Source organism: Flavobacterium sp., from assembly GCF_043760115.1.
GTDB lineage: Bacteria > Bacteroidota > Bacteroidia > Flavobacteriales > Flavobacteriaceae > Flavobacterium.
Genome location: NZ_JAYUPK010000082.1, coordinates 33,842 through 49,917 on the forward strand (window position 1 = coordinate 33,842; position 16,076 = coordinate 49,917).

11 protein-coding genes are annotated in these 16,076 nt (G+C 29.4%); 5 read left to right on the forward strand and 6 right to left on the reverse strand.

From position 1 onward, the window contains the following. Positions 1–37: 37 nt before the first annotated feature. On the forward strand, positions 38–2,440 hold the full coding sequence (locus tag ACH2BC_RS07015; RefSeq protein WP_395053279.1) for a prolyl oligopeptidase family serine peptidase: 2,403 nt from the start codon (positions 38–40) through the stop codon (positions 2,438–2,440). 31 nt (positions 2,441–2,471) lie between these two features. On the opposite strand, the gene ACH2BC_RS07020 is transcribed toward ACH2BC_RS07015, so the two are convergent. Then, positions 2,472–3,416, reverse strand: a complete 945-nt coding sequence (locus ACH2BC_RS07020; protein ID WP_395053280.1) for an ABC transporter ATP-binding protein — start codon at positions 3,414–3,416, stop codon at positions 2,472–2,474. A gap of 178 nt (positions 3,417–3,594) precedes the next feature. Here ACH2BC_RS07020 and ACH2BC_RS07025 point away from each other — a divergent pair, with 178 nt between their 5' ends. After that, the gene (locus ACH2BC_RS07025; protein WP_395053281.1) at positions 3,595–6,279 is read left to right on the forward strand and encodes a beta strand repeat-containing protein; all 2,685 of its coding nucleotides are present in this window, start codon (positions 3,595–3,597) and stop codon (positions 6,277–6,279) included. Between the two features lie 73 nt (positions 6,280–6,352). On the opposite strand, the gene ACH2BC_RS07030 is transcribed toward ACH2BC_RS07025, so the two are convergent. The 4 genes from ACH2BC_RS07030 to ACH2BC_RS07045 form a co-directional block, all read right to left on the reverse strand. Then, positions 6,353–7,663 carry an ABC1 kinase family protein gene (locus ACH2BC_RS07030; protein ID WP_395053282.1) on the reverse strand — a complete coding sequence of 437 codons (1,311 nt, stop codon included), beginning with the start codon at positions 7,661–7,663 and terminating at the stop codon, positions 6,353–6,355. Continuing rightward, positions 7,663–8,334 (reverse strand): TetR family transcriptional regulator C-terminal domain-containing protein, encoded by a 672-nt coding sequence (locus tag ACH2BC_RS07035; protein WP_395053283.1) that lies wholly within the window; start codon positions 8,332–8,334, stop codon positions 7,663–7,665. Before ACH2BC_RS07035 ends, ACH2BC_RS07030 begins: the two co-directional genes overlap by 1 nt. A 153-nt stretch (positions 8,335–8,487) precedes the next feature. Next, on the reverse strand, positions 8,488–9,183 hold the full coding sequence (locus ACH2BC_RS07040; RefSeq protein ID WP_395053284.1) for an OmpA family protein: 696 nt from the start codon (positions 9,181–9,183) through the stop codon (positions 8,488–8,490). 17 nt (positions 9,184–9,200) lie between these two features. Then, positions 9,201–9,671, reverse strand: a complete 471-nt coding sequence (locus ACH2BC_RS07045) for a hypothetical protein (protein ID WP_395053285.1) — start codon at positions 9,669–9,671, stop codon at positions 9,201–9,203. A gap of 247 nt (positions 9,672–9,918) precedes the next feature. Here ACH2BC_RS07045 and htpG point away from each other — a divergent pair, with 247 nt between their 5' ends. The 3 genes from htpG to ACH2BC_RS07060 all read left to right on the forward strand — a co-directional run bounded on the left by htpG (position 9,919) and on the right by ACH2BC_RS07060 (position 13,946). Next, positions 9,919–11,805 carry a molecular chaperone HtpG gene (gene htpG / locus ACH2BC_RS07050; protein WP_395053286.1) on the forward strand — a complete coding sequence of 629 codons (1,887 nt, stop codon included), beginning with the start codon at positions 9,919–9,921 and terminating at the stop codon, positions 11,803–11,805. A gap of 360 nt (positions 11,806–12,165) precedes the next feature. After that, a complete protein-coding gene (locus ACH2BC_RS07055) occupies positions 12,166–12,339 on the forward strand; it encodes a hypothetical protein (protein WP_395053287.1) in 174 nt (57 codons plus the stop codon). 26 nt (positions 12,340–12,365) lie between these two features. Then, positions 12,366–13,946 (forward strand): NADP-dependent glyceraldehyde-3-phosphate dehydrogenase, encoded by a 1,581-nt coding sequence (locus ACH2BC_RS07060; RefSeq protein WP_395053288.1) that lies wholly within the window; start codon positions 12,366–12,368, stop codon positions 13,944–13,946. Positions 13,947–13,997: 51 nt separating this feature from the next. Here the strand turns inward: ACH2BC_RS07060 and ACH2BC_RS07065 are convergent. Beyond that, on the reverse strand, positions 13,998–16,076 hold a 2,079-nt coding region (locus ACH2BC_RS07065; protein ID WP_395053289.1), incomplete at its 5' end, for a TonB-dependent receptor domain-containing protein.

Genomic DNA, 16,076 nt, shown 5'->3' on the forward strand with positions numbered 1-16,076 from the left:
AGTCCAATAATTCACTAACTAACTTCAATTTATTTTTATGAAAATAAAATTTCTATTATTGCTATTCATCTCTTTTTTAGGATTTTCACAAGAAAATGTTTCCTATCAAAAACCACCAAAATCTATCTTAGACTTAGCCGATTATGAACGTGCGCCATCGGTTTCTATGGATACCAAAAAAGAATATATGTTATTGTCTTATAGAAATACCTATAAAACATTGGACGATTTGAATCAAGAAGAAATGCGTTTGGGCGGATTGCGAATTAATCCAGTTACAAACATCTCTAGCGCTGTTACTTACATAAATAATTTAAAAATTAGAAAAGTTTCAGGAAAAGACGAAATTCAAGTTTCTGGTTTGCCACAAAATGCAAAAATTACTAATGTTGCTTGGTCGCCAAACGAAAAGAAAATTGCCTTTACAAATACAATTGCTACAGGAGTTGAACTTTGGATAATTGATGTTGCTTCTGCAAAAGCTATTAAACTTACTGATGCAAAACTAAATGCCAATCTAGGAAATCCATTTAACTGGTTCAATAATAGTGAAAGTATTTTAGTAAAAATGTTGCCAAAAAACAGAAATCAATTATTAGACACCAAAAAAGATTTACCAAGTGGACCAATTATTTCTAATGCTGACGGAAAAAAATCGCAAAATAGAACCTATCAGGATTTATTGAAAAATAAAACTGATGAAACAAATTTTGAAAACTTAGTAACATCCGAATTATACAAAATTTCTCTTGACGGAAATGCTACATTATATAAAGAAGCCGATTTATATTCTGGACTAGGATTTTCGCCAGATGGAACCTTAATAATGATTACAACTATTCAAAAACCATTTTCTTACATTGTTCCTTTAGATAGATTTCCATCAAAAACTGTTGTTTGTGATTTAAATGGAACAGCTTTAAAAACGGTAAATGAAGTTCCGTTAAACGAGATAATTCCGAAAGGTTTTATGGCGGTTAGAAAAGGAAAAAGAAATATGAGTTGGCGATTAGACAAACCAGCAACATTATATTATGTTGAAGCATTAGATGAAGGAAATCCTGCAAATACTGTAGCTTTTAGAGATGAAGTTTTTTTATGGAATGCGCCTTTTACTGATAATCCATCAACTTTAACCAAAACAGTTCAACGTTATAGCGGAATAATTTGGGGAAATGAAACTACAGCAATTTTATCAGAACAATGGTACGATACTAGAAATGAAAAAACTTTTCTTATCAATCCGTCCAATCCATTAAAAGCACAAAAAGTATTATTTGACAGAAATTCGCAAGATATTTATTCTGATCCAGGAAGTTTTGAAACCAAGAAAAATGAATTCAACAGATATGTTTTAGCTTTAGAAAATAATAATGCATTTTTAATTGGTGACGGATTTACAAAAGAAGGTCAATTTCCATTTATTGCTGAGTATAATTTAAAAACATTTAAAGCAAAACGTCTTTATACCTCAACTTATAAAGATAAAAAAGAAGATATTTTATCAATTGAAGATTTTAAAAAAGGAGATGTTTTGGTAATGATGCAATCTAAAAATGAATATCCTAATTACTATTTTAGAAACATAAAATCTAAAAAAATTACTTCAATTACAGGTTTTAAAAATCCTTTTGAAAGCATAAAAGATGTATATAAAGAAGTTATAAAATACCAACGAAAAGATGGTGTTGAACTTAGCGGAACGCTATATTTACCTGTAGGTTACGACAAAACTAAAAAAGAAAAATTACCATTATTAATTTGGGCATATCCAGCAGAATACAAGGATAAAAACAGTGCTGGACAAGGCAGTCAAAACCCAAATGAATTTACTGCGCCATACTATGGTTCATTTGTATATTGGGTAACAAGAGGTTACGCAGTTCTTGATGATGCTGCTTTTCCAATAATTGGAGAAGGAACTACTGAACCAAACGATAATTTTATTACACAACTTGTTGATAATGCAGAAGCAGCAATTGATGCTGTTGATAAATTGGGTTACATAAACAGAAAAAAAGTGGCAGTTGGCGGACATTCTTATGGTGCATTTATGACAGCAAACTTGCTTACACATTCCAATATTTTTGCTTGCGGAATTGCCAGAAGTGGTGCTTATAATAGAACATTAACTCCGTTTGGATTTCAAAGTGAGCAACGTAATTACTGGGAAACTCCAAGTGTTTACAATACCATGTCGCCTTTTATGAATGCAGATAAAATGAAAACACCATTATTGCTAGTTCACGGTGAAGCCGATAACAATCCTGGGACTTTTACTTTGCAAACAGAACGTTACTTTCAAGCTTTAAAAGGACTTGGTGCGCCAGCAAGAATGGTAATACTACCAAAAGAAGCACACAGTTATGTAGCAAAAGATAATATTTTACACTTACTTTGGGAACAAGATCAGTTTTTAGAAAAGTATTTGAAAAATTAAAAAAAATGTAAATGACCTTTGAAGTGAAAAATCAAAGGTCTTTTTTATTTAAAAAAACCACAGTTTCTAAATCAATATTAGTTTTGTTTTCAAAAAATAAAGTTCCATTTTCATAGTTGCATTCTATTAAATAATGACTTCCTCTAAAATAAGTTTTCTTTACGAGAACTTTAAGTTTAGAATGTTTAACAACTTCTAATTGATGCGGATATAATAAAATACTATCATCATTTTTCTCGTTAAAAAAGTGAGAAGAAATTTGATTTACATCGCCAAAAAGAGAAGCAATATATACTGATTTTGGAGAATTATAAATATCTTTTGGAATTCCTTTTTCAATAATTTTTCCAGCTTTTAATATCAAAACTTCATCAGAAAACGATAAAACATCGGTACTATCGTGAGTTGCAATTATGGTTGTAATATTTTTTAACTTGAAGTATTCAAATAATTTTCTTCTAAGCGAATTTTTTCTAAAATTATCTATATGACTAAAAGGTTCATCTAGTAATAACAATTCTGGTTCTAAAGCTAAAACCCTTGCAATTGCTACTCGTTGCATTTGTCCGCCACTTAAATATTTAGCTTTTACAGATGCATATTCTGTCATTTCTACAACATCAAGCAACTCTAAAATTCGTTGTTGTTTTTTCTCTAAATCAACATTAGATAAGTGTTTTCCAACATTCTCTGCAACGGTTATAAAAGGCATTAAATCAAAATCTTGCGCCAAATATTTCATAAAATTCATTCCTGGAATTAAATTGTATTTTGGTCCAAGAACTTCAATATCATTCCAAAATATAGTTCCTTTATCTAAATCAAACAAACCATAAATTAATTTTAATAAAGTACTTTTTCCGCAACCACTTTCTCCAATCAATACCAAATTTTTACCTTTTTCTAAATTGAAATTAGTGTTGAAAAGGGTTAATTTTTTTAAATAGGAAAACTCTAAATTGGATACTTTTAGCATTCTGTAAAAATAAGAAACTTAAAATTTAAAATATATTTAAGATTTAAAAATGGCATATTATTATAATATTGTGCATTTAATCGATAAAACATTATCTTATAACGACAATTAGTGCGTAATTAATATATTTTCATTAATTTTAATAGAGTATTAATAACCAAAGTGGAAGATTATGAAAATGAAAAGTTACCTTATTATTGTATTGATTTTATGTTTTAAAATCAGTTTTGCACAGGTTGGTGTGGGAACTATTGTTCCTGATGCTCAGTTAGATATTCGATCTTCCAACCAAGCTTCGCCAGCAATTGATGATGGAATTTTAATTCCGAAAGTTGATAATTTAATAGCAGTTCCCACAATTGCACAACAAGGAATGTTAGTTTATTTAACAACTAATTTATCTCCAACATTTCAAAAAGGATTTTATTATTGGGATTTTCCAACCTTAACTTGGATAGGAATTTCATCAACCGCCAATGGTGATCACGATTGGTATGAAGAAGGAACGACTTTAGCTCCAAATGCTATTACAGACGATATGTTTCATACTGGAAATTTAGCTATTGGTAAAAATACAGCTAATTTTCCTTTGGAAGTAAATAATACTAGTTTTGACATTGGTGTAAATAATGATTTTAATAATGCTACCACTAATACTATTGATAAAACTGGGATTTCAAATACTGTTGGAGGTTCTACTAATGACGATAGTTTTGGCTTAAAAAATAGTTTAACTGGAACTGGAACAGGAGTTCATTATGCTAATTATAATACGTTATCTGGAACTGGAACTGGAAATCAATTTGGTACTTATACCACAATTCCAAATACAGGAAATGGAAATCATTATGGTAGTTATACAGAATTAACTGGAAGTGGAATGGGCGCACAATATGGTGCTTTTAACTTAATTAATATAACAAATAATAGTAACACTATACACACTGGTGTTCACAACCAAATTAGTGGTACGAGTAACGGTGTTAAAAATGGTACAATAAACGAGATTTTAAATACAGGAAACGGCATTCATGTTGGATTAAAAAACTTCTTAACAGGTACAGGAACTGGTATTAAATATGGAACTCAAAATTATCTTAATACATCTGGTACGGCTAATAATATTGGTATTCACAGTCAAATAACAGGTTCTACTTCAGGAGCATTAGTTGGATTTGATAATTATATTGCAAATAACAGCAATGGTAATCATTTCGGAATTTTCAATACAATTGGTGGCTCTGGAAATGGTTTAACAGTTGGTGTGACAAATACAATTACATCTAGTGGAACTGGAGATAATTATGGTGTTAACTCAGAAATATATAGTTCTGGTAGTGGTAATTATTGGGCAACAAGAAATATAATAAATAGCATTGGAAATGGAACTCAATATGGAACTTGGAATCAGACTGACGGAACTGGAACAGGAACTAAATATGCAAATTATAATTCAATTGGAAGTTTATCTGGCGGAACACACTATGGAGTTTATTCATCAGTATTAAAACCTGGAGCAACAAATTTTGCTGGATATTTTCTAGGAAATGTTGGTATTGGAACAACAACTGCCAATACTTATATTTTTCCTCCTTCTAGAGGAACTGTTGGACAAATACTAAGAACTGATGGAACTGGAAATGTAACTTGGGCAAATAATAGCGATTTTGCTTGGAGTACTTTAGGAAATGCAGGAACAACAGGTGGAACTATTACAACAGCTGGAACAAATTTTATTGGAACTACCGATGCACAAAATTTAGATTTTAGAACTGGTGGTGTTTATAGAGGAAGATTTAGTAGTCTTGGTGAATTTTTTGTGGGAACTTTAAATACTGCTTTAGCAGGAGATTTAATGAATGCAGTTGGTAATGCAACTTTTCCTTGGGCAATAAATGGTTATACCTCAAATGATGGTGGTGGTGTTTATGGATCTGTACAAGCTGGAACTACAAATTTTTCTTCTGTTCAAGGTGAATATTATGGTAGCGGATTGGGTTCTGGCGTTTTTGGTTCATATGGTGGAACTAATATTTCAAATATAAGAGCAGGAGTAACTGGTTCAATACCAACTACAAATATAGCAACAGGCGGAACCGCAGTTTTAGGTAACAATCAAGCCAGTTCTGGAAATCAACACATGGGTGTTTTAGGTTTGTACAATGGATCTGCTTTTGGTATTGGTGTTTATGGTTTAGGATTTGGAGGTGGACTAATAACTGGAAATAATGATATTGCAGTTGTAGGATGGAGAGCAAACAATGCAAATTATAGCGGATATTTTAACGGAAATCATGTAATTACTAACGGAACAAAAACTGCAAGTGTAGGCACAAGTAAAGGAAATCAATTATTGTATGTTACTGAATTACCCGAAGTTTGGTTTGAAGATGTTGGAGGAGGACAATTAGTAAACGGAAGTATTCATATTCAATTGGATCCAATATTTTTAGAAACTATTTTTGTTGATGCAACCCATCCGATGAGAGTATTCCTTCAAGAAGAAGGTGAAAGCAATGGATTAATAGTTATAAAAGATGCAGACAATAAAGGTTTTATAGTAAAAGAAAAAAATGGAGGAACATCAAACATCACTTTTTCATTTAGAATAATGGCTAAACGTTTACATTTTCAAGACCATCGTTTTGGTAATGATCCACTTTGGGGTGAAGGAGACACTAGACAATACAATCAATATGCAACTCCACCACCAATAAATTACAATGAAAATGTTCGCTTTCAAGAAGAGCAAAAGAAAAACTACAAACCAACCCCAATGCCAAAAGGTTTTATAGATTATTTTCAATTACAAGAAGAAGCCAAAAAAGCTGAAACTAGAATACAAGCAACACCTTCAAACTAAACTAAAAAAGAAAAGAGCAATTTTCAAAAACCGAAAATTGCTCTTATCAACCTAACCAATAAAACAACCTTTATTATTTTATATATTTTTCAAAAGATTTTGTATCTACTCTAGCTTTTAAATCATGTAATAAATTATATAATCCAAAAAACGTTCTGTTTATGTAAAGAAAATGTTTAGAACCTCTGTTTCCATTCATTTTTCTTAATTGTGTATCTTTTGTTAATTCTTCTCCCATTTTAGCAATATTTCCAAAAAACTCTTCATCAGAAAAATCAAAGAAATCACCATGAAATGGCTTGGTAAATAAGCTTAACAAATTATGAAACATTTTAGTAAAATACTTCACTTCTTCAGGCGAATCGTCTTTTCTTAAAATTTCTAACTCGTACAATTTTTCATTAAATTTTATTGGATTATCGATAACTTCTACTGATGCCAATTCAAAATAAGGAACATAAAATTCATCTGGTACTTTTTTAATACAACCAAAATCAATGGCAATTAAATTATCATCTTTATCTATTAAGAAATTTCCAGGATGAGGATCAGCATGAACTTCTTTTAAACCATGCATTTGAAACATATAAAAATCCCACATTGCCTGACCAATTTTGTCACCTTTCGCTCTATCTTCATTCACTTTTGTAAATTCTGATAAGTGAACACCATCAATCCATTGCATTGTCAATATTTTATCAGATGACAACTCTGGATAATATTCTGGGAAACGTAAATTTGAAATTTCAGAACATTTTTTAGATATTGAAACACTTTGTTTTAATTCTAATTTATAATCAGTTTCTTCTAAAAGTTTATCCTCTACTTCTCTAAAATATTTTTCAGAATCTTTTCCTCTAAGGTTAAACATTCTTGTTGCAAATGGCTTAACCATAGTTAAATCAGAACTTATACTTTCGGCTACACCTGGATATTGGATTTTCACAGCAAGATTTTTCCCATCTTTGGTTGCTTTGTGTACTTGACCAATACTGGCAGCATTCATAGCATCTGGCGAAAACGTGTCGTATAATTCTTCTGGAAATTTTCCAAAATATTTTTTAAAAGTTTTTCTAACTAATGGCGCAGATAATGGCGGAACTGAAAATTGCGACAACGAAAATTTATCTACATATTGTTGTGGCATAATGCTTTTGTCCATACTCAACATTTGAGCCACTTTCAACGCACTTCCTTTTAAATTTTTGAGTCCATCATAAATATCCTCAGCATTATTCTCGTTTAGTTTGTCTTTATTTAATTTAGGATTTACAATTTTTTCGCCATAATAAGCAATATAATTTCCTCCTACTTTAAATCCAGTTTTAACTAATTGACTTGCTCTGTCTATCTTATTTGTTGGAATTCTATCAATCGTTTTCATTAATTTCTACTTTCTTTAAAAAGGAATTTTCCTAAATCGAACAAGCTTTCTAATGGTTTTGTATCTAATAAATCAACAACAGTATTAACTGATTTCTCTATTAAAACATCGGTTTTTTCAAATGATTTGGAACTGTCTTCCATCCAATATTTCAATAAAAATAAAAATTGAAGCCATGCACCTTCTGCAAAAACCGGTTTGGTTATTCTTGAAACTCTTTCGCTTTTATTTTCAGTTTCACTTTCAATAATATTTTCTACAAATTCTTTAAAATACTTTCTAAAATGTTTAAGCGTTTTTAAATTATGAATTCCTTTTTCATTTTCTTTCAATGTAAAAAGTACATAACTTCTATTTAATGTTAAAATTTCAAACAATGTAAAATACAATGTTAATAATTTATTTTTATCTGAATAATTTTCAAATGCTTCATCCTTTTCAATTGTAGCAGATGCATTTTCGAAAAATTTAGTCCAAACATCTTGCTTAACTGCATCTAAAGATCCATAAAAAGTGTAAAATTCTGATTCTATAATTTTGTGTTCTTTGCAAAATAAATATACGTTTTTAGGTTCCATACTATTTTCTAGAACCGTTTCCATATATTTAGAAATGATAAAATTATCGTCAATCAATTTCTTTTTAGCAGTTGTTTTTTTTACTGTTTCCATACTATAAAATTTATGTTGTAAAGTTAAGTGTTGTTTAACGTATTGCAAAACATATTAAACAAAAAGTTTTGTTAATGTTCGTTCAATAATTTTGAAATCAAAAAAAAACGACTCCAAATTGAAGTCGTTTTTTTATATAAATTAAAAATTGTATTAATTTCCAGATTCTTTTTTAGCATCTTCAACCATTTTTTCGTTGGCTGTAATTGCAAATTCAACTCTTCTATTTTTAGCTTTTCCATCTGCAGTTTCATTACTTGCAATTGGATCTGCAATACCTAAACCAGTAGTTGTAATTCTAGCAGTACTTAAACCTTTAGAAGCCAAATAAGATTTTACAGATGCAGCTCTATTTTCTGATAATGTTTGATTGTATTCTACTTTTCCTGTACTATCAGTATATCCATAAATTACTAAATTAGTATCTTCATAACTTTTTAAAACTGGAATAATTTTGTCTAAATTAGCTTTTGCAGCAGCAGTTAAAGTAGATTTATTAGTATCAAAACGAACAGAATTTTCTCCAAGAACTAAACGTATTCCTTCACCTACTCTTTCTACTTGTGCACCAGGCAAAGCAGTTTGAATTTCTCTAGCTTGTTTGTCCATTTTTTTACCAATTAAACCACCAGCAACTCCACCAACTACACCACCAAGAACTGCTCCAAGTGCTCCATTTCCACCTTTTCCTAGATTGTTTCCAAGAACTGCTCCAAGAACTCCACCAGCAACAGCGCCAATTCCAACTCCTCTTTGGGTATTATTTGAATTTTTTACTGCTTTACAACTGCTTAAAATTGTTGTAAAACTTAAAACTGTAACTAAACTATATACTATGTATTTTTTCATCTTATTTATTTTTTAAATTAATTTCTTGCAAATTGGTAAACTACATCAACATTTTTTCCTCCTACATTAATATTGTCTATTAATTGAAAAGAAGTTTCTGTCATATTCGCCACTTTTAAAACGTAACCATCTAATACTTTTTTAGATTTAGTCTCGTTTATAATTTTCATTACAAATTGTCCTTCTTTGTTAATAAACCAAGTAATTGGAGAACTAAATCCTGTGCAAGCCGCATTATTTAATGCCATATCGCCTTTGTTATTATTAGAAATAAATTTCCATTGACTTCCAACAAAACATTTAGAATCGGCAACATCAAACGAAGTTACTTTAATATAATCTGAACCTGGATAGGTTACTGATGAGATGTTCCAATTTCCTTTAACAAGAACTTCTGCTTTGTTGTTAAGTTTAGTGTTTGTGGCCGATTTAGATTTGCATCCAAATACCAAAGTTGCCATAAGTAGTAGTAAAAAGGTTTTTTTCATTGTTTTAAATTTTAAGTTATTATTTGTCAAAAGTATACTGCAATCAATTATTATTTCTAGGTGTTTTTACTGATTTTTAAATATAATTTGAATGATACAAATATATAAGATTAAAATAATTTAACATTTATACAATTCAAATATAATTTTGTAGAAATCCCACTACGTCAATTTGTCAGAAATTTTAATTTGGTATTCTATTTGAATAGTTAAAGTTAATTAAAATACTAATATAAACATCAAAAATATGGCATCAGGAAAAATTAATGTTTCTGTAGAAAACATTTTCCCACTAATTAAAAAATTTCTTTACAATGATCACGAAATTTTTCTTCGTGAATTGGTTTCTAATGCAACAGATGCAACTTTAAAGTTAAAACATTTAACTAGTATTGGCGAAGCTAAAGTAGAATATGGCAACCCAATTATTGAAGTTAAAATTGATAAAGAAGGAAAAAAACTTCACATTATTGATCAAGGTTTAGGAATGACGAGTGACGAAGTTGAAAAATACATCAATCAAGTTGCTTTTTCTGGAGCAGAAGAATTTCTAGAAAAATATAAAGATTCTGCTAAAGATTCAGGAATTATTGGTCATTTTGGACTAGGATTTTACTCTGCTTTTATGGTAGCAGAAAAAGTTGAATTAATTACAAAATCATACAAAGACGAACCTGCAGCACATTGGACTTGCGATGGTAGTCCAGAATTTACTTTAATTCCAAGCGATAAAACAACTCGTGGAACAGAAATTATTCTTCACATTGCCGAAGATTCTTTAGATTTCTTAGAAGAATATAAAATTAAAGAATTGCTAAATAAGTACAACAAGTTTATGCCTATTGCAATAAAATTTGGTACTAAAAAACAATCACTTCCAAAACCAGAAGATGCAGCAGATGATTACGTTGCAGAAGAAATTGAAGTTGATAATATAATCAATAATCCAAATCCGGCTTGGACAAAACAACCGGCAGATTTGACTGATGAAGATTACAAAACTTTCTATCACGAGTTGTATCCAATGCAATTTGAAGAACCTTTATTTAACATTCATTTAAATGTTGATTATCCGTTTAACTTGACTGGAATTTTATATTTTCCGAAAATGTCTAACGATATGCAAATGCAAAAAGATAAGATACAAATGTATCAAAATCAAGTATTTGTAACAGATAATGTGGAGGGAATTGTTCCAGAATTTCTTGGAATGCTAAAAGGTGTAATTGACTCACCAGATATTCCGTTAAACGTTTCTCGTTCTGGTTTGCAAGCAGATAGTAATGTTAAGAAAATTTCAAACTATATTACTCGTAAAGTTGCCGATAAATTAAAAGCATTATTTACAGAAAACAGAGAAGATTTCGAAAAGAAATGGAACGATATTAAAATTGTCTTAGAATACGGAATGCTATCTGAACCAAAGTTTTATGAAAAAGCTGGTTCGTTTATTTTGTATCCAACTGTAGACAATAAATATTATATTCTTAACGAACTAAAAGAAGCAATTAAAGACAATCAAACCGATAAAAACGGTAAACTTGTTGTTCTTTATGCTTCTAATAAAGATGCGCAACACAGTTATATTGCTGCTGCAAAAGACAAGGGTTACCAAGTATTATTATTAGATTCTCCAATTATTTCGCACTTAATTCAAAAATTAGAAGGCGATAATGAAAACCTAACTTTTGTGAGAGTTGATGGAGATTCTATAGAAAAATTAATAGAAAAAGACGAAGTTCAAATTTCTAAATTATCTGATGATGAAACAGAAAAATTGAAAACAGTTTTAGAAACATTGGTTCCAAAACCAACTTATAATGTGCAATTGGAAGCAATGGACAGTAACGCATCGCCATTTATAATTACGCAACCAGAATTTATGCGAAGAATGAAAGAAATGAGTCAATCTGGTGGTGGCGGAATGTTTGGAATGGGAAATATGCCAGAAATGTACAATTTAGTTGTAAATTCTAATTCAGAATTAGCTACAACCATTTTAAACACAACTGATAAATCTACCCAAGAACATTTGGTGAAACAAGCTTTAGATTTGGCTAAAATTTCTCAAGGATTATTAAAAGGAGAAGATTTAACTGCCTTTGTAAAGAGAAGTTTTGAGTTGATAAAATAAGATGGAAGTTTGTAGATGGAAGATGGAAGTCTGAAATCATAAATTTTTAAAATACGTTTATAACAAACCTGCAATTTTATACTTGCAGGTTTTTTTTGTTTAATGTTATTAACAAAATGTTAAACAAAACAATTTTTGTATTACTTTTATAAAAAATTAATAAATTAAATAAATTTAAAATGTTTGACAAATTTAAAAAATCAGAATTATTTACATTAATAGTTGTAATTGTATTAATATTTATTTCAGAATATTATTTTGTTGTAATGAATGATTGGAAACGTGCAATCTTCATTGGATTATGGCCACCAACGATTGTAGGATTACTTATTTTCTTTAACCTTAAATTGAAAAAATAATATGAAAAATATTGACATAATAATATTAAATATTGTTGTTATACTATGTTTTATAACATTTTTTATTTCAACATTTAAAGCATTTGAAAGCGCAAAGAAACTAGATAATGAAAGATCTGAAAAACCTGGAATAATTTCTAGATTTCTTGCTTACATTCAAAGTTTAGTTAACTAAAAATCAATAATTTTTAAAATTACATAATGCAACCAATTCCTGAAAAATTTAAAATAAAAACTCCACTCAACCAAGAAACCTATTTAATAAATGGTGAATTAAAAAAATGGGTTGGAGAAACTACATCTATTTATTCCACCATTTCATCTACAGAAAATTACGAACCAACATTATTAGGTTCAACTCCAGTAATGGGTGAAAAAGAAGCACTTGAAGCACTAGAATCATCAGTTTTAGCTTACAATAATGGTCAAGGTTCGTGGCCAACAATGAAAGTTATTGATAGAATAAAATGCATGCAAAATTTTGTTATCGAGATGAAAAAAACTCGTGATGAAGTAGTAAAACTATTAATGTGGGAAATTGGAAAATCATTGGCAGATTCTCAAAAAGAGTTTGACAGAACTGTAGATTATATTAACGAAACCATTGAAGAATATAAAATAATTGATAGAAACTCGGCCAAGTTTACAAAGAATCAAGGCATTAATGCAATGGTTCGTCGTGGTCCAGTTGGTGTAGTTTTGTGTCTTGGACCATATAATTATCCGTTAAACGAAACTTTTACACTACTTATTCCTGCAATAATCATGGGAAATACGGTAGTTTTTAAACCTGCAAAATTAGGTGTATTATTACTTTCTCCTTTATTAGATGCTTTTCAAAAAAGTTTTCCTAAAGGTGTAATTAACATTGTTTACGGTCGTGGTCGTGAGGTTGCAACACCAATTATGAAATCGGGTAAAATATCAATTTTAGCATTAATTGGAAACAGTAAAGCTGCTGTGGCGTTGCAAGATCAAAGTCCAAATAAAAACAGATTGCGATTAATATTAGGACTTGAAGCTAAAAATCCTGCCATAATTCTAGAAGATGCCGATTTAGATTTAGCTATCCAAGAATGTATTTCTGGGAGTTTGTCATTCAATGGTCAACGTTGTACAGCACTTAAAATTTTATATGTTCACGAAAGTATTGCTGATGAATTTAATAAACGATTTTGTGCTAAAGTAGATGCATTAAACTATGGAAATCCTTGGGATGAAAATGTATTTTTAACACCATTACCAGAAAAAGACAAACCAGAATATTTACAAGGTTTAATTGACGATGCTATTGCAAATGGAGCAAAAGTATTGAATAAAAAAGGTGGTGAACGAGTAGCAAATTATATTTATCCTGCGGTTTTATATCCAATAAATAAAAAAATGAAAGTGTATTATGAAGAACAATTTGGTCCAGTTGTTCCGATACTAACTTTTAAAAATATTCAAGAACCACTTGATGATATGGCAGAGTCTAATTATGGTCAGCAAGTGAGTTTATTTGGTAAAAACATAAAAACTATTGCTCCTTTAATTGATACACTTGTAAATTTAGTAACTAGAGTAAACTTGAATAGTTCGTGCCAACGTGGTCCAGATATTTATCCATTTACTGGTAGAAAAGATTCGGCTGTGGGAACATTGAGTATTTTTGATGCCTTACGTTCTTTTTCTATAAGAACATTTGTTGCTTCTAAAGACAATGAATATAATAATGAAATTTTACAAGCACTTTTAAATAATAAAGAATCTAATTTTATCAATACTGATTATATTTTATAATAAATCTTAAATTTATTTTTAACCTGTAAGTTTTATAATTTACAGGTTTTTTTAATTACCAATAGTAGTTTCTGATTCTTTTTTTTCATTGTTTAACAAATTAGGATCTTCCTTAGCCAATTTATTTTTGGTCGGTAATTTATAATTTAAAGTAAACCCAAATTTTCGAGTATCATTTTTATTATAAGCAAGTAAAGGCGCATTTACCGGACGAAACGAACTTCTATTCATATTTAAAACATCATCTGCATAAAGTGTAACTGTTAATTGATCTTTCAAGAATTTTTTACTAAAAGTAAAATCTAAGTAGTTTCCAAAAGGTTTATCGGCAACAAAATAAAAGTAATTTCCACCAGCAGTATTTATTCCAAATTCGGTTACAAACTTAATGTCTTTTGGTAACAAAATTTGAGACATTAAATTAATACTCCAAAATCCTTTGGTATCTAAATTAGGAATTTGATGGTATTGATAACCTGTATAAAGGTATAAAAAATTAATTTTATCTGGATTAAAATCAAACTTCATAGTTTCTTTTAATCCTTTGGTAAACAACATATAAGGCAACGGAATTGCAATATTAAAATTGTGAATTTTAATTTCTGATAAATTCAAATTTGTATTTTGAATCTGATTGGCATTCACACTCAACTCTTGAATGACTTGATTTTTTGCAGAACTTAAATTATAACCAAGATATGCATAATCAAAAGCACTAATTTTTACTTCAAAATTATCAAAAATTGTGGGTTGTAAATTTGGATTTCCAATGGTATTTACATTTTGATTTTGATACGTTGTATTATTTGGATTCAATGCAGATGTAGAAGGCAATGTTATTTTCTTATTGTAATTCATATTCAAGAAAATTTGATTGCTAACGTTATATTGTACAGTCGCATTAGGAAAAAATCGAAATTGATTAAACGGAATTAAATCTGAAACATTTGTTTTTCCTCCTATTTCATAATTCTCTGCTCTTGAACCTAATATAAAATCAAATTGATTATATTTTGCTTGAAATTCTAAATATCCAGTAGTAGTGATTCTATCGTATTGAAGATTTAAGTTTCCAAAACTTTTAGCATCAAAAATAAGTTTGTCATACAAAGCACCAAAACTTACTTTTCCTCCATCTTTTAAAATTTTAAAATTTTGAGAATAATCAACTTTAGCACTATAAAAATCTTGATTAGAAAGATTATTTAAAGTGGTATTATTTTGCAGTTTTGCAAATAAATTAAAGTCGTTTTTATTAGTATTAAAATTTAAAACAACATCTAATTTTTTATCCTTATCATTAAATCTTTTTTGATAAGTGGCAGTTGCTTCTTGCCTTGTAGAACGATTTTTAGTTCTATCAGATGTTGTAAATCCTTCACCAAATCCATCTATTTCGCTGTCGCCATTACTTGTAAAAACATCATAATTTAATAATAATCTATCCTTTTTAATATCAAATGTTAATCCTGCTTTTAAAAACTGAGAACGATTTATTCTATCGGTTTTAGTATTTGATAAAAAAACGCCTGTATCAGTTCTTGAAAATTCGTTCCAAAGTGCGTTTTCTCTATAATTTTGACCAATATTTAATTGCCAACCAAAATATTTATTTCTCGCATTTAATAAAAGACTGTTGTAAGTTCTAAAACGAATTTTATCATAAGAGTTGAATGCATTACTTGTTGTGTACGTTGCACTCAAATACTTTTTAGCATTTTTATTGGTAATAATATTTAAAATTGCGCCACCAGCAGTTGCAGGAAATTCTGCTCCAGGTTGCGTAATTACTTCTATCCTATCTACAGAATTGGCTGGCATTCCTTCAAGAAAAGAATTGAGTTCGTTATTATTAATATTTAATGGTCTACCATCTAAAAAAACTTCCAATAATTTTCCTTGATACATCATTCCAGCAACATCTGATGATATTAAACCCGGAAGTTGCTTCATAGTTTCCATTAAAGTTCCAGCATTTAAATTGGGTTGATCGGCAATATTAAAAATAGTTCTATCTGGCTTTTGCTCTATAGCTTTTTTTTGAGTTTTAATAATAACTTCATCCAATTTTACTGAATCTTTTAATTTATCTTGTGCTTGTGCAAATGCAAATGAAATTAAAACTAAAAA

What these genes read in the sequence shown, in the direction of transcription:
- ACH2BC_RS07015 (WP_395053279.1), top strand. Translation starts at nt 38, where the DNA reads ATGAAAATAAAATTTCTATTATTGCTATTCATCTCTTTTTTAGGATTT.
- ACH2BC_RS07020 (WP_395053280.1), bottom strand. Translation starts at nt 3,416, where the DNA reads ATGCTAAAAGTATCCAATTTAGAGTTTTCCTATTTAAAAAAATTAACC.
- ACH2BC_RS07025 (WP_395053281.1), top strand. Translation starts at nt 3,595, where the DNA reads ATGAAAAGTTACCTTATTATTGTATTGATTTTATGTTTTAAAATCAGT.
- ACH2BC_RS07030 (WP_395053282.1), bottom strand. Translation starts at nt 7,663, where the DNA reads ATGAAAACGATTGATAGAATTCCAACAAATAAGATAGACAGAGCAAGT.
- ACH2BC_RS07035 (WP_395053283.1), bottom strand. Translation starts at nt 8,334, where the DNA reads ATGGAAACAGTAAAAAAAACAACTGCTAAAAAGAAATTGATTGACGAT.
- ACH2BC_RS07040 (WP_395053284.1), bottom strand. Translation starts at nt 9,183, where the DNA reads ATGAAAAAATACATAGTATATAGTTTAGTTACAGTTTTAAGTTTTACA.
- ACH2BC_RS07045 (WP_395053285.1), bottom strand. Translation starts at nt 9,671, where the DNA reads ATGAAAAAAACCTTTTTACTACTACTTATGGCAACTTTGGTATTTGGA.
- htpG (WP_395053286.1), top strand. Translation starts at nt 9,919, where the DNA reads ATGGCATCAGGAAAAATTAATGTTTCTGTAGAAAACATTTTCCCACTA.
- ACH2BC_RS07055 (WP_395053287.1), top strand. Translation starts at nt 12,166, where the DNA reads ATGAAAAATATTGACATAATAATATTAAATATTGTTGTTATACTATGT.
- ACH2BC_RS07060 (WP_395053288.1), top strand. Translation starts at nt 12,366, where the DNA reads ATGCAACCAATTCCTGAAAAATTTAAAATAAAAACTCCACTCAACCAA.